Origin of the sequence: Chakrabartyella piscis (assembly GCA_030067835.1) — a bacterium.
In the GTDB taxonomy this organism is placed as follows: domain Bacteria; phylum Bacillota; class Clostridia; order Lachnospirales; family Anaerotignaceae; genus Chakrabartyella; species Chakrabartyella piscis.
Genome location: CP092441.1, coordinates 3,029,823 through 3,046,713, shown reverse-complemented (window position 1 = coordinate 3,046,713; position 16,891 = coordinate 3,029,823). Strand labels below are relative to the sequence as shown.

16 protein-coding genes are annotated in these 16,891 nt (G+C 39.4%); 14 read left to right on the top strand and 2 right to left on the bottom strand.

All coding sequences use genetic code 11. The annotated features are described in order from the left end of the window. Positions 1–106: 106 nt before the first annotated feature. Entirely contained in the window at positions 107–1,687 is a 1,581-nt protein-coding gene (malQ, locus tag MJY40_RS13955; RefSeq protein ID WP_317854796.1) for a 4-alpha-glucanotransferase, read from the bottom strand. 309 nt (positions 1,688–1,996) lie between these two features. On the opposite strand from malQ, the gene MJY40_RS13950 reads away from it, so the two are divergent. The 13 genes from MJY40_RS13950 to MJY40_RS13890 all read left to right on the top strand — a co-directional run bounded on the left by MJY40_RS13950 (position 1,997) and on the right by MJY40_RS13890 (position 12,567). Further along, positions 1,997–2,134, top strand: coding sequence for a hypothetical protein (locus tag MJY40_RS13950; RefSeq protein ID WP_317854795.1), 138 nt, complete (start codon positions 1,997–1,999; stop codon positions 2,132–2,134). A 379-nt stretch (positions 2,135–2,513) separates the two neighbouring features. Beyond that, positions 2,514–2,897 (top strand): hypothetical protein, encoded by a 384-nt coding sequence (locus tag MJY40_RS13945; RefSeq protein ID WP_317854794.1) that lies wholly within the window; start codon positions 2,514–2,516, stop codon positions 2,895–2,897. A gap of 46 nt (positions 2,898–2,943) precedes the next feature. After that, positions 2,944–3,390 (top strand): sulfite exporter TauE/SafE family protein, encoded by a 447-nt coding sequence (locus MJY40_RS13940; RefSeq protein WP_317854793.1) that lies wholly within the window; start codon positions 2,944–2,946, stop codon positions 3,388–3,390. Then, positions 3,387–3,734, top strand: coding sequence for a sulfite exporter TauE/SafE family protein (locus tag MJY40_RS13935; RefSeq protein WP_331488191.1), 348 nt, complete (start codon positions 3,387–3,389; stop codon positions 3,732–3,734). The genes MJY40_RS13940 and MJY40_RS13935 overlap by 4 nt, the downstream gene beginning before the upstream one ends. A 270-nt stretch (positions 3,735–4,004) precedes the next feature. Further along, on the top strand, positions 4,005–4,316 hold the full coding sequence (locus tag MJY40_RS13930; RefSeq protein ID WP_317854792.1) for a hypothetical protein: 312 nt from the start codon (positions 4,005–4,007) through the stop codon (positions 4,314–4,316). Next, positions 4,300–5,016: a TIGR01906 family membrane protein gene (locus MJY40_RS13925; protein WP_317854791.1), complete on the top strand. Its 717-nt coding sequence runs from the start codon at positions 4,300–4,302 to the stop codon at positions 5,014–5,016. The genes MJY40_RS13930 and MJY40_RS13925 overlap by 17 nt, the downstream gene beginning before the upstream one ends. 1 nt (position 5,017) lies before the next feature. After that, positions 5,018–6,019, top strand: coding sequence for a hypothetical protein (locus MJY40_RS13920; protein WP_317854790.1), 1,002 nt, complete (start codon positions 5,018–5,020; stop codon positions 6,017–6,019). 1 nt (position 6,020) lies between these two features. Next, the gene (locus MJY40_RS13915; RefSeq protein ID WP_317854789.1) at positions 6,021–6,425 is read left to right on the top strand and encodes a GerW family sporulation protein; all 405 of its coding nucleotides are present in this window, start codon (positions 6,021–6,023) and stop codon (positions 6,423–6,425) included. Positions 6,426–6,486: 61 nt separating this feature from the next. Beyond that, positions 6,487–7,686 (top strand): Card1-like endonuclease domain-containing protein, encoded by a 1,200-nt coding sequence (locus MJY40_RS13910; protein ID WP_317854788.1) that lies wholly within the window; start codon positions 6,487–6,489, stop codon positions 7,684–7,686. A gap of 199 nt (positions 7,687–7,885) precedes the next feature. Beyond that, complete coding sequence (locus MJY40_RS13905; RefSeq protein ID WP_317854787.1) at positions 7,886–8,482, top strand: TetR/AcrR family transcriptional regulator; 597 nt, start codon at positions 7,886–7,888, stop codon at positions 8,480–8,482. A gap of 261 nt (positions 8,483–8,743) precedes the next feature. Beyond that, positions 8,744–10,285 carry a sodium/proline symporter gene (locus MJY40_RS13900; protein WP_317854786.1) on the top strand — a complete coding sequence of 514 codons (1,542 nt, stop codon included), beginning with the start codon at positions 8,744–8,746 and terminating at the stop codon, positions 10,283–10,285. A 486-nt stretch (positions 10,286–10,771) separates the two neighbouring features. Then, entirely contained in the window at positions 10,772–12,145 is a 1,374-nt protein-coding gene (locus tag MJY40_RS13895) for a glutamate synthase-related protein (RefSeq protein WP_317854785.1), read from the top strand. Between the two features lie 131 nt (positions 12,146–12,276). After that, positions 12,277–12,567 (top strand): hypothetical protein, encoded by a 291-nt coding sequence (locus tag MJY40_RS13890; protein WP_317854784.1) that lies wholly within the window; start codon positions 12,277–12,279, stop codon positions 12,565–12,567. A gap of 241 nt (positions 12,568–12,808) precedes the next feature. On the opposite strand, the gene pepF is transcribed toward MJY40_RS13890, so the two are convergent. Continuing rightward, positions 12,809–14,605: an oligoendopeptidase F gene (gene pepF, locus MJY40_RS13885; RefSeq protein ID WP_317854783.1), complete on the bottom strand. Its 1,797-nt coding sequence runs from the start codon at positions 14,603–14,605 to the stop codon at positions 12,809–12,811. 291 nt (positions 14,606–14,896) lie between these two features. Between pepF and glgA the strand changes: the two genes are divergently transcribed. Further along, the gene (gene glgA, locus MJY40_RS13880; RefSeq protein ID WP_317854782.1) at positions 14,897–16,342 is read left to right on the top strand and encodes a glycogen synthase GlgA; all 1,446 of its coding nucleotides are present in this window, start codon (positions 14,897–14,899) and stop codon (positions 16,340–16,342) included. Positions 16,343–16,891: the final 549 nt, after the last annotated feature.

Here is a 16,891-nt window from a genome sequence, read left to right as displayed (position 1 = left end):
TTTCTATGATGAAAAGGGCTGATGTGGCATCAACCTATGATTGCATCATATGCCAAAGTAGTTGTAGGGGATGGCGTCCCCGACATCCCGTAGTAATATCATTATTTCAATCACAATTTCTAGCAAACAAATCGCTCAAATAACGCAAACCATCCAACTGACCATCATTCCACATATCCCACTGGAAGGTAAATGACCAATTGCCACGTACAGTGCCAGGCATATTCATACGATAGTTTTCATCCAAATTCAAAACATCTTGTACAGGTATGATTGCAGTGTTTGCAGAAGAAGCAAAAGCCAGACGAATCATATCCCAAGTGACATTGGAACCATCGGCATTGCAATATCTTCTGTAGTGGTCACATTCTTTGTCGGTTGCAAATGCATACCAACCTTTTGTGGTGTTGTTGTCATGTGTTCCTGTATAAATTACGGTGTCTTTGTTCACATTATAAGGTAGATATGGATTTGTACCATCGCCACCAAAGGCAAATTGCAAAATAGCCATACCAGAGAATCCAGCTTCTAAGCGAAGTGCTTTCACTTCTTCTGTGATGATACCCAAATCTTCTGCAATAATGGGTAGTTTGCCTAATTTCTTTTCAATGGTGTGGAAGAAATCAATGCCAACACTCTTCTTCCATGTGCCACCAATGGCATCTTCAGCACCAGCAGCCACTTCCCAGTAGGCTTCAAATCCACGGAAATGGTCGATACGCAAAATATCCACATCACAAAATGCCTTTTGGATACGATCCATCCACCAAGCATAACCGTTTTTCTTTTGTTCTTTCCAATTGTACAATGGATTGCCCCAAAGTTGACCTTTTTCGCTGAAATAATCAGGTGGTACGCCAGCAATTACCTTTGGAAATCCTTTGGAATCCAACAAGAAGGATTTTTGGTTTGCCCAAACATCCACAGAATCATATGCCACAAAAATAGGTGCATCTCCAACAATGGAAATGTTTCTTTCGTTTGCAAATGCTTTCAAATCCTGCCATTGTTTGTGGAAACAGTATTGCAAGAAGGTATGCCACAAAATACGACTTTTGAGACGTTTTCTCCATTTGTCCAAAGCCAATGGGTTTCGTTTACGCAAATCAATAGGGAAAGAACACCAGCTTGCTGCATTGTAATAACCAGTGAGCACTTCTTTTGTCAAGTGACCTTTTTCATTTTTCAAGAAATTGGATAAGTCAGATTGACTGTCCATACGTTGTTTTTGCAAAGATTCTTTCATGGAAGAAAAGAGTGTGTAATCTTCCAACCAATGGGCATTTTCAGCACAAAACTCGGTGTAGGAATTCGGTGGTTCTTGTTCTGAAAAACGAGTAAATGCCTTCAAAAACAAAGGGTATTTGATGCTTTTGGCAATGGAATAATCCACAAATTCTTGGGGTGCTTGCTTGACAATATTCAATTCTTCTTCCAAAAGCCAACCTTCTTTTGCCAATAAATCTGGTGAAATGAGGAGTGGTTCGCCAGCAAATGCAGAGGAACTTTGATAAGGTGAGCCACTATAATCCACTGGACATAGAGGAAGGATTTGCCACAAACGTTGGTTTGCTTGTTCTAATTTTTCTAGGAATTGGTAAGCACTATCGCCAAAATCTCCAATGCCATAAGCAGTAGGAAAAGCGGTTGGGTGTACCAAAATACCACTGGTTCTTGATGTTAGCATAAAAAATCTCCTTTATGATATATGTGTGGGCTGGAAATCAGCCTAAGGTTATAAAATTGTATGACTGCTTGAGTTGGTACGTGTTATGCTTATAATGTGTAGTATCGTTTATTTTGTAGGGGTGATGTTTCGTCACCCGTTGGAATGTTTGTGAATTAATATTAGGTAGGAATTTATTCAAGTTTTAAAGCATTCAGATCTTACTTTTTGACACCAAAAAGTAACAAAAAGTGCCACTACTTCCGAAGCGTGGAGCACGGTTCAAGGGGGCTGCGACCCCTCGAAACTCCTTTGCAAGGTGAAATAGAGATGGCTATTGCTATAATTTATGGTTTGAGCGTACTTCCTTCATGGCTAGAGACGCATATTGAAATTCCTACAAATAGCAATCTTGAGGATTACGCTTTGCAAGCAAAGGTTGAGTGGAAATCAAAATTCATTTGTTAAATTATTTAATTCTAATAGCGGGATGTCGAGGACGCCATCCCCTACAGAAGCACACTCTAACGTATTGTCATTCAGAGGAGCACCGTGACGAAGAATCCTTGGTTTTGCGGTCGATTCGTGAATCGCCCCTACAAGTGTAATGTATTTTAGGTTTTGATTTTTGTAGGGAGCGATGCCCTCATCGCTCCGCAACTACACATTATATAAATACTCTTCACTGAATGGCACCGCCATCTCTACCATTTTACCAGTTTTAATTTTTTTATTCCATTTGCATTTCTGACAAAATTTGTTCCAAATTCCAAGGAAATCACAGAATCTTTTTCAATTTGGTGCAAACAATAAAAAAGCAAATTTATTTGCAAAAGGAGGGTACTTTATGAAAAAAATTGGTTTATTGGTGGCGGTGATGTTGGTGACACTTTCCATGAGTGCTTGTGGTTCTGCAACCAACAATTTGCAAGGTGCAATGGATGGCTATGATCCGATGGATGACTACCCATATGGAATCTATGGTTCCGATGCATATGGCTATGGCTACAACAACACCTATGGCTATAATATGTATGATGGATACGATCCATACTCATACAGTGCAGATGGCTATGATGTGTATGGGTATCATGCTTATGGTGAATACGGTGGCGATATGGTGCGTGATTATTCCGATGCGGGCAATGCTTATTGGGATGGTTATGGCATCAACGAAGGTAGAACCATCAGTTCTGACTTGGGATATGCAACAGATAGCATGTTGAATTGAGTTATGGGCGAACCTGTGCAAATGGGTTTGCCTACATAAAAACTTTATGTACACAACTTGTAGGGGTGGATTCCATATCTGTCTGATTCTATTCGTAGGGGTGGATTCCATATCCACCCGTTTCAAAAAGGAGGATACTATGAACAAAAAACATACCATTTGGTGGATTGGTTTGCTGACAGGCTTTGCAAATGGCTTATTTGGCTCCGGTGGCGGTACCATTGTGGTGCCTGCAATGGAAAAATTCCTAGGCACATCAGCACACAAATCCCATGCAACTGCAATTGGCATTATATTACCACTTTCTATGCTTTCTTTTGGGATTTATATTTGGAAAACAGATGTGATTTGGGATGTGGCTTTGTGGGCATCTCTTGGTGGTTGTGTCGGTGGTTTGGTGGGTGCAAAACTTTTGAAAAGGCTTAGTGGTGTTTGGTTGCATCGTATTTTTGGCTTATTTTTGCTGATTGCAGCAGTGAGGATGATTGTATGATTTGGGTGGTTGTCATTGGATTTGTTTCTGGTATCATCAGCGGTATGGGGATTGGTGGTGGCACCATCTTGATTCCAGCTTTGGTGTTGTTGTTGGATATTGGTCAGCAACAAGCACAGGGCATCAATTTGCTGTATTTCTTGCCAACAGCAGCAGTGGCTTTGTGGACACATAACAAAAATCAAAATGTGGTTTGGGACCATGTGAAACCCATTGCAGTTTGGGGTATTGTCGGTGCAATTATTGGTTCTTTGGTTGCAATATCCTTGGATGGTGAAGTGTTGCGTAAAATCTTTGGTGGCTTTTTGCTTCTGATGGGGTTACGTGAAATTCGCCAAAAATAAACTTGTCGCAAAGTGGCGTAGATTGCCTGTTTTCATTTCTGGGACTATCTGGTATAATTGAATTAGACTAAGGACTAATGGTGAAGGGTGAAGGACTGAAAAGCTAAGATTCTTCGTCATGGTGTTGTTCTGAATGACAACTCTACATTGACAAAATGTAAAATTAGATATGCTCGTAGGGAACTGTCTTGACCATTCCGTCATCAACAACCCCAATATACCTGTAGGGGATGGGTTTCCCATCCCGCAATCCATAGAAAGGAGCAGAACATGAACCTATTTTCAGATTTATATATCGGTTACAACATCAAGGACATAGGCGAAGTCATCTACTCCTTGAAACGCAACATTCCCATGGAAGGAATTTACTGTTTGGTGCTTTGTGAGGGCAAACGTATGGAAATCATTTCTTTGCCACAGCTATGCAAAGGTGTGTTTTCTACTTCAGAAGGTATGGTGGTTGGTGTTGCAGACAGCAAAAAAGAAGCACGTGCAATTTTGTGTCAAATGTTAGAAGAAGGTATGAATCCATTGGATTTTGGTCAATGGTTTGAAGGAGATTGCAATGAAGTGGTGTGCTAAGGGAATTGGAATTTTGGCAGGTCTTGGTTTGATGTTTGCACTTTTGCTCTTTTCGGTGGAAGTGGTGGCATACCATATGGATGGCTATTACGAAACAGAATATGCAAAATACAACGTTTTGGAAGATGTGAATATGGAAATGGAAGATTTGCTTTATGTCACAGAGGAAATGATGGAATATCTTCGTGGCAACCGAGGAGATTTGGTTGTGGAAACCGTTGTTTCAGGTGAACCAAGAGAATTTTTCAACGATAAGGAAAAACGTCATATGGTGGATGTACAGGAACTGTTTTTGACAGGTATGTCTGCTAGATGGATGTGCATTTTCTTTGCTGTGGTGATGGGGTTTGCGTTCTATAAAAAGAAAGTTGGCGATACCTTCTTTGGTGGCATCCAATGGGGTATTGGCTTGTTTTTGGCAAGCATAGCTGGTCTATGTGGCTTGATGATGCAGGATTTCAACAAGTACTTCACACAGTTTCACCTGATTTTCTTTGATAACGATGATTGGATTTTGAACCCACAGACAGACTTGCTCATCAATATTGTACCAGAAGGATTTTTTAGAGACACTGCATTTTTAATAGCAGGAATTTTCTTGGTATCAGCAGCAATTCTATGGATTGGTTCTGGTATTTGGAAGAAGCGTATACATAAAGGTTTGGGAATGGATGCAGATACAAACCAGATGGGAGTTTGAGATGTTAGCCATAATCTTAGGGATATTGAAAGGAATTGCATACTTGCTTTTGGGCATTGTATTGGTGCTATTCTTTTTGATTGCGTTGATTTTGGCAAGTCCACTGAAATATGATATTGCAGGGGAACAAATTGGCGATGGAACAGATCAAATCACAGGTCAATTTGATGTTTCTTGGCTGTTTGGTATCCTCCATATTTGGGGTGGTTACAAAGAAGGAAAACCAGATTTACATGCATCTGTGTTTGGTATTTCCCTTTTGGATAGAAAGAAAAAGAAGAAAAAACGTAGGAAGAAAAAAGGCAAACAAAAAGCATCTTCCAAAACAAAATCCAAACAGAAAAAGCCACATCCACCAAAGGAATTGGTGGCAGCAGAACAAGTGGATGAAGTGCCAATGAAAGCACCACCTCAAAAAGAATTACAAAAAAAAGAGCCACAAGAAGAGGTCAAACAGAAGGAAAAATCAATTCCAGAAACAATGGAGCAAACAACACCTTCCAAACGTATGAAGGTTTCAGAAATAGAAGAAAAAGCACCAAAGGAAACACCAGAAGAAAAAGCAAAACGTAAAGCAGAAAAGAAGCAAGAACGAGCAGAGAAAAAAGAAGCATTGAAGGAAAAGAAAGAATTGGTTCTGAAATATTGGGCAATGTTCCAAAGTGTTGAGGATAAGAAAAAAATCTTCAAATCACTGGTGAAATTACTGAAACGTCTGATGAAAGGTATCCTACCAGAGGATATTTTCATCAAAGGTACTGTTGGTTTAGGCGAACCAGAATTGACAGGCTATGTTTTGGCACTGGCTGGTATTTTGGTTGGTAAATTTGGGAATCATATTGCCATCAAAGGCGATTTCACAAAATTTGTAATTGAGGACGTTCGTTTGCAAATACGTGGACGAATTGTATTTGGATATTTGGTGTATGGATTGTTGGCATTTGTTTTGACAAAGCCAGTACTCAGGTTGATTGGTAAAGTACGGAAAGGTATGGTGGAGTGAAATGGGTAAAGATTTCAAAGAATCTGTAGATGTATTGTTCGAAAAAGTAGAAGAATTGGTGTCCACAAAAACCGTTGTAGGGGAAGCAATTGTCATTGGTGACTTGACTTTGTTGCCTATGATTGAGGTGGCTGTTGGTGCTGGTGTTGGTGCAAAATCCGATGTGGATGCTGCTGGTGGCGTTGGTGCAAAGATCACACCTTCTGCTGTTTTGGTCATCCAAAATGGAAATATCCAAATGATCAATATCAAAAACCAAGATGCAGTCAGCAAACTCATTGATATGGCACCTGGTGTTGTCAATAAATTGAATTTCGGCGCTGTGTTTGGTGGTCGTGATAAAAAAGAAGAAGAAAAAGAACCAGAAGTGCAATTTGAAGAAGAAATTGTTGTGGAGAAATTCTAAATAAACGGGTTGTCGAGGACGCCAACCCCTACAATTTACAATATGGCTGTGGGGTGATTTTATGGATACACTCATCAAGTTTTATGACAAAGATGTATTAAAAAATATTGTGGCACCTCTGACGTTATTGCCAGATAAAATGGTGTATTTGTACGATAGCGGTATGGAAGATTTGAATGCGTTTCGCTCTTTGGAAAAATGTTTCCATAAACACAAAGCAGAAATGATTGTGGAATCCCATCCAGTGGATATTATGTCTGTGGAATCCATGTGTAGCAAAATTCGTGATATTTTGCATGATAACGATAAAGAAAGCTGTTCTTTGGAAATTGTAGGTGGTAGCGAATTGATGCTCATTGCTGGGTATCGCACAAGTAGAGCAGCAGATATCCCAATCTTGCATACCGATTTGATGCAAAAGGAAATTCGTGACTTGGAAACGGGTGAATTGGTGGCAACTACAAAGAAACTATCCTTGGAAGACTTCATCCATGCAAAGGGTGCTTGCTTCATGGGCGAATCCCATAAACCACCAGCAGAAGAGAATTTTGCTAGTATCAAAAAAATGGCACAGTATCTGTTCACTCATTTGCAAGAATGGAAGGAAACTTGTACCTACTTGCAAACCATTGTGGCACAAACTGCACCAGAAGAATTGTATATGAAGGGCAATACCAATATACATACCAAATATGGTAGAGCAGCAGCACCTAATATTAAGGTTTTGCGTGCTTTCTTGGAACATGGGTTCATCACCAAATTGAAAACAAAGGGCAATCATCTATCCTTTACCTTCACATCTTTGGAAGCTAGACAATATGCCATCAACTATGGTGTTTGGTTGGAATTGTATGTGTATGTCAGCGCTATGGAAGCTGGTGTCTTTGATGATGTGAAATTGGGCACTATGATTGATTGGGATGCCTATGATGGTGTGAAAATCGGTGGCAATGAAATCGATGTTTTGTTGATGGATGATTCTTTGCCTGTGTTCATTTCTTGTAAACTGCGAGATGCAGATACAGCGGCTTTGAATGAGCTTTTGATTGGAAAAAAACGACTTGGTGGTTGGTTCTCCAAGGGTATTATTGTTGCTTTTGGCAAAGATAAAGAAGTTTTAAAGGGTACTAGTCATCGAGCAAAGGAATTGGGTCTTGAAATATTGGATGGCTCTGATATTTTGGCAGATGATTTTGCAGAGCGTTTGCATAAAACCATCAAAGGACACGATTTGGTCAGCTTGAAATGGAAGAAAATTTGATTGTACTGAAGTATAATGACTAATGGTGAAATTGTAGGGGATGGCGTCCCGGGCATCTCGCCATGAATCACCATAAAACCAACGGGTGAATATGGAATTCACCCCTACAAACTGCAAATCGGCTGGAACATGTGCAATTGTAGGGCAGGGGCTTTGCTCTTGCTATCTTGAACCGCCACAAAATCACTGGGAGGAACCTATGGGCAAAAAAAACACCCGTAACACAAAAGGCAAAATTATTGCAGCAGCGTGGAAATTATTCTACGAACAAGGCTATGATGATACCACAATTGAAGAAATCGTAGAAGAATCTGGCACCTCAAAAGGTTCTTTCTATCATTATTTTGGTGGGAAAGATGTTCTTTTGGAATCACTTTCAGAATTGTTTGATGCAAAATACGAAGAATTGCTTCCAGATTTGGATGAGCATATGGATAGCTTTGAAAAATTGATGTTCCTAAACCAGGAGCTGTTTCGTATGATTGACAATACTGTTTCTGTGGACTTGCTTTCCAGATTGTATTCGTCTCAATTGGTCACAACAGGTCAAAAACATCTTTTGGATCACAATCGAGTGTATTATAAGGTGTTACGCCAAATCACAAAAGAAGGTCAACAACGTGGCGAACTGAAGGGTGATGTGTCTGTCAATGAATTTGTCAAAGCCTATGCACTGAGCGAGCGTGCGTTGATTTACGATTGGTGTATCTGTAATGGTGACTATTCTTTGTATCATTACGCAAAACAGATGATGCCTTTGTTCTTGGCAGGCTTTCGACAAAAAAACGCAAAATAGTGGAATTGCTAATAAATATTTTTTGTGTTATAAAAAAGACAAGTGAATATTTGAAAAAACGTCTAGCCTATATTTATTGATATATCAATGAATATAGGCTTTTTTATTTGATTTCGTCTAGTATATATTCTATACTTTATTCTGTGTTTCGTTCTAGTGAAATTTGTGGTAAACTGTGTATTGTTCGTGTACGAATGAAAGACAAATGTACATGAAATTGGGGTAGTAGAGATTATAATTAAGAGAAAAGAGGAATTATTTATGACAACAGCACAATTTTTAATGATTGCTGCCATCGGTATTTACTTGCTTTGTATGGTTGGCGTTGGGATTTATTGGTCCAAAAAAACAGATAACGTTGGCGATTTCTATCTTGGTGGTAGAAAATTGGGGCCATTTGTAACCGCTATGAGTGCGGAAGCATCTGATATGAGTAGCTGGTTGTTGATGGGTCTTCCAGGGGTTGCTTACCTTTACGGTGTTTCTGATGCAGCTTGGACAGCAATTGGTTTGGGTATTGGTACATACATCAACTGGTTGCTTGTTGCAAAAAGAATCCGTATCTACACACAAGAAGCAAACAACTCCATTACATTGCCTGATTTCTTCTCCAGAAGATATCGTGATGACAAAAACATTTTGATGTGTATCGCTGCTGTGGTCATCATCATTTTCTTCATTCCATATACAGCTTCTGGTTTTGCTGCTTGTGGTAAATTGTTTGCAAGTTTGTTTGGTGTGGACTATATGACAGCTATGATTGTCAGTGCAATCATCATCGTTGGCTATACTGCAACTGGTGGTTTCTCTGCTGCAAGTACAACTGACTTGGTACAAAGTATTGTAATGTCCATCGCATTGATCGTTGTAGTTTGCTTTGGTTTGAGTGTTGCTGGTGGTTTTGATGTGGTTATGGACAATGCACGTGCGTTGCCTGGTTACTTGAGCATGACAGCAATGTATCTTCCTACAGAAGATGCTTCTACACCTTATGGTTTCTTGACCATTGTTTCCACTATGGCTTGGGGCTTTGGTTACTTTGGTATGCCTCATATCTTGCTTCGTTTCATGGCGATTGAAGATAAAAATAAATTGGCTCTTTCCAGAAGAATTGCAACCATTTGGGTTGTTATCTCCATGTTCGTTGCAATCTTCATTGGTGTGGTTGGTTATAGTATGTCTAAAGTTGGCGCACTTCCTGTATTGGTTGCTGCTGATTCTGAAACAATTATCGTTCAAATTGCTGGTTTGCTCAGCCAAAATGGCTCTGCATTTGCAATCATCGCTGGTATCATCTTGGCAGGTATCATTGCTGCAACAATGTCTACTTCAGACTCCCAATTGTTGTCTGCTTCCTCCAGTGTATCCCACAACTTGATGCAATCCTTCTTCAAAATCAAAATGACAGACAAACAAGCAATGAAGGTTGCTAGAATCTCTGTAGTTATCATTTCCTTGGTGGCTGTATTCATTGCTCGTGACCAAAATTCTTCTGTATTCGGTATCGTATCCTTTGCTTGGGCTGGTTTCGGTGCCGCATTTGGTCCTGTTGTATTGTGTGCTTTGTTCTGGAAACGTTCCAACAAACAAGGGGCTTTGGCTGGTATGATTGTCGGTGGTATCATGGTATTCGTTTGGAAATATGCTCTTCGTCCTTTGGGTGGTGCTTGGAATATCTATGAATTGTTGCCTGCATTCTTGTGTGCACTTGTTGCAATCATCGTTGTCAGCTTGGCAACAGCTGCTCCTAGCAAAGAAATCACAGATGAATTTGATCGTGTAGATGCAATGTGTAAAGAATAAGATTTGAAATGTATATGAGATAACATAAGACTTCCTTTGGGTGATACCTAGAGGAAGTTTTTTTCTATGAAAATCAATGAAAAAATACAAATAAATAACACACAGACAAAGCAAGAACATCTTGACAAAAGCTGTGTGCTACAGTAAATTATACATAAAGAAGGACATAAGTGATACCTTGGTGATGTGAGTTAGAGATTAGCCCCAAAAGAATCGTCTACGGCAAATAGGCGATTTATTTTTTTGCTTCAACAATTATACAGTACAATAAACCCTACGGTCGATTCGTGAATCGCCCCTACAATTCATTTATTTTGGTGGATGGGTTTTAAGCCACTATCCTACAATTTGTACTTTGTAGGGGCGACCAGTGGTCGCCCGTTGTATTCCCATACTGTAAACCGCCAAATTCCTTGCAATCACAGAGATTCAGGTGTAAAATAAAGACAAATGACTTTCTATCGACGACAACGAGGAGGTACTCACATGGTATATCGCTGTAGCATTTGCAATTATGTTCATGACGAAGAAAAAGAAGGCAAACCATTATCTGATTTGGATGCCTGTCCACTTTGTAAACAACCAATCGATAAATTTGTGCCAGTGGCAGAAGAAAAGAAACCAGAACCAGAAACTTTGGATTTGTCCTATGGCAGTTTGAAACGTGAGGACAAAACAGAACGTTACATGGCAGAAATCCACGAAATCGCACAAACAGGACATAGCCTTCATGCAGCAATGAGTACCAAAATGCCAATGCCTAGTTGGGACGAAATCTTGCTTTTGGGTGCACAACTGAACCCACCGCCACTGGATGATGATGCAGACGTCAGCACAAAAACAGTCATTGGTGTGCATGCAAAACAACCTATGGTTTTGGAAAGCCCCATCTACATTTCTCATATGTCCTTTGGTGCATTGTCCAAGGAAATCAAAGTGGCTTTGGCAACTGGTTCTGCAATGGCAAAAACAGGTATGTGTAGTGGTGAAGGTGGTATGCTTCCAGAAGAAAAAGCGGCTTCCTATAAATATATTTTTGAATATGTACCCAATAAATATAGCGTCATATCAGAAAATTTGAAATCTGTAGACGCCATTGAAATCAAAATTGGACAAGGTACCAAACCTGGTATGGGTGGTCATTTGCCTGGTGAAAAAGTGACTGCTGAAATTGCAGCACTTCGTGGTAAAAAACAAGGTGAAGATGTACAAAGTCCATCTAAATTCCCAGAAATCAATTCCAAAGAGGATTTGAAAGCAATGGTGGATTATTTGCGAGAAGAATCTGATGGTAGACCCATTGGTATCAAAATTGCAGCAGGTCGCATTGAAAAAGATATGGAATTTTGTGTATTTGCAGAGCCTGATTTCATCACCATTGATGGTAGAGGTGGTGCAACCGGTTCCAGTCCATTGTTCCTAAGAGAATCCACATCGGTTCCAACCATCTATGCTTTGTATCGTGCTAGAAAATATTTGGATTCCATTGGTTCTGATATCGCTTTGGTGATCACTGGCGGTTTGCGTGTATCTTCTGACTTTGCAAAAGCAATTGCTTTGGGTGCAGATGCGGTTGCAATCGCTTCTTCTGCTTTGATTGCTGCTGCATGTCAACAATATCGCATTTGTGGCAGTGGCGGTTGTCCTGTTGGCATTGCTACACAAGACCCAGAGTTAAGAAGTCGCCTGAAAGTGGAATCAGCAGCACAACGTGTGTACAACTTCTTGCATGTATCCAACGAAGAATTGAAAACCTTTGCTAGAATCACAGGTCACCCAGATGTACATGAATTGTCTGTAGAGGATTTGTGTACCATAAATCGTGAAATTTCTGAATTTACCAATATCCAACATGGGTGATGATATCTTACATTTTCCAGTAGATATGTGAATTTCACTTGCTAAAATGTCACAAAAGATGATACACTATGTGGATAATGTGGAAACATTACAAAAATACAAAATATAAAGCGATAAATAGGAGATAACATATGAAAATTACAGAAAGTGCAAAAGAAGTGATTATGAACATTTTGGAAGCAAATGGAGCAGCAGCATTGACTATGTTCACACAAAGTTCTTGTTGTGGAAATTCCCTTGGTTTTGAAATGGTAGGCGTAATTGAAGAAGAACAACCAGAAATGATCGATGGTGTTCCTGTTTTCATGGATGACGAAACAAAAGCATGGACAGGCGAAGTTACAATTGATGCAGATGGTGGCAAATTGACTCTCATCAATCCAAATTCTGGCTGTGCTGGTTGTGGTGGCGGATGCCATTAAGGGCAGTGAAGAATGAAGAGTGAATAGTGAAAACCAAAAAAACCGTTATATTGCGTATATGCAGTATAACGGTTTTTTGTTGCGTAGAATATTATGTAGGGGCGTTCCTATGTGAGCGCCCGTAACTTGATAAAGAATCTATGTGATTGGTTGGTGGCACGCATATAATGCGTACCCTACAATACAGCCAACGTCTGTCATTCAGAGGAACAAAGTGACAAAGAATCTTAAGTTTTATTTTTTACAGTGCTTCAAATTCATCCAACAATTCTTCAAACAATGCAAGTGCTTTTTGGATTGGTTCAGCAGAAGACAAATCCACACCAGCACCCTTCAACAAATCAATGGAATATTCACGATCACCTTTGGAAAGGAAATCCAAATATCTGTCAATTGCAGGTTGACCCTCTTGTAAAATACCACGTGACAATGCGATTGCAGCACTATAGCCTGTGGCATATTGGTACACATAAAACGCATTGTAGAAATGAGGGATTCTAGCCCATTCCACATCAATATCTTCATCAATGACAATATCATCACCAAAGTATTGAAGGTTCAATTTGCGGTAAATATCATTGAGAACTTCCCAAGTCAAGGCTTCACCAGCTTCCACCAAAGCATGTGTGATGCGTTCAAATTCAGCAAACATGGTTTGACGGAACAAAGTACCACGGAATTGCTCCAAGAAATAATTGATGAGGTATTTTCTGGTTTTTTTGTCATCTGTTTTGGCAAGCAAGTGCTCCATTAAGAGTGCTTCGTTACAAGTGGATGCCACTTCTGCAACAAAGATTTTATGACCACCATAAAGATAAGGTTGTTTTTGCCATGTGAAATAGCTGTGGAGTGCATGACCCATTTCATGAGCCAAAGTAAACATACTGTTGATGGTATCGTTATGATTGAGAAGCACAAATGGATGTACTGCATAGCTACCCCAAGAGTAAGCACCACCACGTTTTCCTTTGTTTTCATATACATCAATCCAACCACTGTTCATACCCATATCGAGAGCTTTGGTATAATCATCACCCAAAACTTGCAGTGCTTCCAAAACCGTTTCTTTTGCTTCTGCATATGGGATTTTCATATCGGCTTCTGCAACCAAAGGGGTATACAAATCATACATATGGAGTTCTTCTACACCCAATTCTTTTTTACGCAAAGAAACGTATTTATGAAGTAGTGGTAGGTGTTCATGGACTGTATCCACCAAAGTATCGTAAACAGATGTTGGAATGTTATCATCAGCCAATGCCATATCCAAAGCAGAATCGTAATTTCTTGCTTTTGCAAAGAATACATCACCTTTGACAGAACTGCTATAGGTTGCTGCAATGGTGTTTTTTTGACTGAGATAGGATTTGTACAAAGTTTCAAATGCTTGTTTACGTACATTTCGATCAGAACTTTCCAAGAAAGTCACATATCTACCCTTTGTAAGTGGAACTTCATTGCCATCAGCATCTGTAATCATACCAAATTGCATGTCTGCATCGTTGAGCATAGTGAAAATTTGTTGTGGTGCATCTGCAAGTTCTGAAGCTTTTGCTAATAATTCTTCTTCTGCTTGGGTCAGTGTATGTGCTTTTTGACGCAACAAAGAATGGAAGAAATGGTCATATAATGCAGATTCTTCTGGTTTTTCTTTGCGGAATTGTTCCAATGTTTCTTCTGGAATGGAAAGTAGTTCAGGTGTGATGAAAGAAGTTGTGGCAGAATATTCCACCAACAACATTTCTCCACGAGAAGCCATTGCTTGTGCAGTGCCATTGCCACTATCTTCATGCAAACGCATATGGGAATAGGTGTACACCTTATCCAAAATAGAGGAAAGTTCCAAATTTTTGGAAAGACAAGCAAACAGTGTATCTGCATCATCACCAAGGTGTGAAGCAAATGCAGAAAGCTCTGGAAGTTGGTTTTGCAAACTGGTAAATTCCACTTCCCAATCTGCGTCGGTTTCGTAAAAATCGGTGATGTGCCATTTGTTCTTGGCATCTACTTGGTTGCGTTCTAGTATTTGTTGTGACATAATATCTTCCTTTCTGTATGTGAAATGATTTGTTTTTTTTGAGTTGCGGTATGGTCAAGACCATACTCTATGGTGACAATGCACATTTGTGTAGGTCATATTCTATTGTTGATTTCTTACAATATTTTCCATTTTTTACCATTCATTCTATGTGTATCACCAATGTAACACAAGATACATCCCTAGTATACCATTTTTTTCATAGGATATGAATATTTTGGTTAAAATTTAGGGAATATTTTCTTGCTACGAAAGGAAAAACATAGTAAAATAGATATAGAGGTGAAGAAAATGAATCCAAATTTGAAAGTATTGATTGTAGCGTCTGAATCGGCTCCTTATGTGAAAAGTGGCGGTTTGGGTGATGTTGTAGGTTCCTTACCAAAGGCACTGAAAGAACAAGGTGTGGATGTACGTGTGGTAATCCCACGTCATATGTCCATCAAAAATAGCGAAATGGAAGGTGTGGAATTCCTTGGAGAATTTGACGTCCATTTGTCTTGGAGAACACAAAAAGCAAAAGTTTTGGTAAAACGTGGCGATGTACCGGTTTATTTTATTGAAAACGATTTCTATTTTGGTCGTGGTGGCTTGTATGGCTATGGCGATGACAACGAACGTTTTGCATTCTTTGGCAAAGCTGTTTTGGATATGATGTCTATGTTGGACTTCTATCCTGATGTGCTCCACTGTAACGATTGGCAAACAGGACCAGTCTGTTTGTATCTCAACGAAATTTACAAAAAAATGGTGTACTATTCCAAAATCAAGACTGTGTTCACCATTCATAACTTGCAATACCAAGGTAATTTCGATAAGAGCACAATGGAGCTTTTGGGTGTACCTTATTATTGCTATGAAAATGGAAAAGTTGAGTTCTTTGGCAGTGTCAGCTTCATGAAAATGGGGCTTATGTATGCAGACCATATTTCCACAGTAAGTGGTACCTATGCAGAAGAAATCCAAACTTGGGAATATGCATATGGTATGGATGGTATTTTGCGTAGTCGCAACCATGTGCTCAGTGGTATTGTCAATGGGATTGATTATACAACCAATAATCCAGAAACCGATAAGCGTTTGCCTTATTCTTATACTGCAAAAAAATTGGATGGAAAAGCAAAAAATAAATTGGCTTTGCAAGAACGTTTGGGCTTGGAACAAAGAGATGTACCTGTTATTGGTATGATCACACGTTTGGCAGACCAAAAAGGTATCGATATCTTGAGCTATGTATTTGATGAATTGATGCAAAGAGATGTGCAATTTGTTTTGTTGGGCACTGGAGAAAGTAGATTTGAATACTTCTTCCGTGAAATGCAAAATAGATATCCACATCGTGTCAGTGCAAATATCTTCTTTGATGAAGCTTTGGCACAACAAATCTATGCAGGTTCTGACTTGTTTATGATGCCTTCCAGATTTGAACCATGTGGCTTGGGTCAAATGTTCAGTTTGCGTCACGGTACTGTACCAATTGTACGTAAAACTGGCGGTTTGGCAGATACAATCCAACCATATTCCATGGAAACCAAAGAAGGCAATGGCTTCTTGTTTGAAAATTACGATGGTGGTGGTATTCTTTGGGCAACAGACCAAGCGCTTGAAGTGTATTGGAATGGTAAAGAAGAATGGAACCAAGTTGTGGTCAATGCAATGAATAGCGATTATTCTTGGAGCAGTTCTGCTTTGGAATACATCAAACTATACGAATCTTTGTTGGATCCAGCTGAATAAGAAAACCAAAATCCTATGGGTTGCTACCTGTAGGATTTTTTGCGTGAAAATTAGGTTGGGCGGGTGCTACGACTCCCTGCCACAAGCTGTAGGGGCGGACCTATGTGTCCGCCTGTTCTTTTGATTGAAACAACAGTTCTATGAAACGGGAAAAGCGAGTTTCTACTATAATAATGCATATTTTTCTATAAAATATGAAAAACCGATTATTTGTATGAAGGATATGTGTTGCAAAACCAGTATTTTCATTATCCCAATTAAAGATAAAAGGGCTTTTATATCTTGTAGGGGGCGCATTGTATGTATACCGAAAGTGGAATGCATACAATGCATTCCCTACATAATTGAGATGTGTTCGTGTATAATAGGTCTCATTAAGTTTAATTGGGAGTTTTCATTAAGAAGATGGTCAAAGATTTGCCAAATAGGCTTTGATATAGTATGATGATAAAAGAAAATAGTATGAGAAAGTATTTATATTTTGCGTAGGGTGTGATGCCCACATCGTACTGATATACCATAAACAATCAATATATCATTGTAGGATTG

Bases quoted from the DNA above. Each gene is read 5' to 3' on its own strand.
- MJY40_RS13915 (WP_317854789.1), top strand. From the start codon at position 6,021: ATGGGTAAAGATTTCAAAGAATCTGTAGATGTATTGTTCGAAAAAGTA.
- MJY40_RS13905 (WP_317854787.1), top strand. From the start codon at position 7,886: ATGGGCAAAAAAAACACCCGTAACACAAAAGGCAAAATTATTGCAGCA.
- MJY40_RS13930 (WP_317854792.1), top strand. From the start codon at position 4,005: ATGAACCTATTTTCAGATTTATATATCGGTTACAACATCAAGGACATA.
- pepF (WP_317854783.1), bottom strand. From the start codon at position 14,605: ATGTCACAACAAATACTAGAACGCAACCAAGTAGATGCCAAGAACAAA.
- MJY40_RS13935 (WP_331488191.1), top strand. From the start codon at position 3,387: ATGATTTGGGTGGTTGTCATTGGATTTGTTTCTGGTATCATCAGCGGT.
- MJY40_RS13900 (WP_317854786.1), top strand. From the start codon at position 8,744: ATGACAACAGCACAATTTTTAATGATTGCTGCCATCGGTATTTACTTG.
- MJY40_RS13925 (WP_317854791.1), top strand. From the start codon at position 4,300: ATGAAGTGGTGTGCTAAGGGAATTGGAATTTTGGCAGGTCTTGGTTTG.
- MJY40_RS13890 (WP_317854784.1), top strand. From the start codon at position 12,277: ATGAAAATTACAGAAAGTGCAAAAGAAGTGATTATGAACATTTTGGAA.
- malQ (WP_317854796.1), bottom strand. From the start codon at position 1,687: ATGCTAACATCAAGAACCAGTGGTATTTTGGTACACCCAACCGCTTTT.
- MJY40_RS13950 (WP_317854795.1), top strand. From the start codon at position 1,997: ATGGCTATTGCTATAATTTATGGTTTGAGCGTACTTCCTTCATGGCTA.
- MJY40_RS13910 (WP_317854788.1), top strand. From the start codon at position 6,487: ATGGATACACTCATCAAGTTTTATGACAAAGATGTATTAAAAAATATT.
- glgA (WP_317854782.1), top strand. From the start codon at position 14,897: ATGAATCCAAATTTGAAAGTATTGATTGTAGCGTCTGAATCGGCTCCT.
- MJY40_RS13920 (WP_317854790.1), top strand. From the start codon at position 5,018: ATGTTAGCCATAATCTTAGGGATATTGAAAGGAATTGCATACTTGCTT.
- MJY40_RS13940 (WP_317854793.1), top strand. From the start codon at position 2,944: ATGTACACAACTTGTAGGGGTGGATTCCATATCTGTCTGATTCTATTC.
- MJY40_RS13895 (WP_317854785.1), top strand. From the start codon at position 10,772: ATGGTATATCGCTGTAGCATTTGCAATTATGTTCATGACGAAGAAAAA.
- MJY40_RS13945 (WP_317854794.1), top strand. From the start codon at position 2,514: ATGAAAAAAATTGGTTTATTGGTGGCGGTGATGTTGGTGACACTTTCC.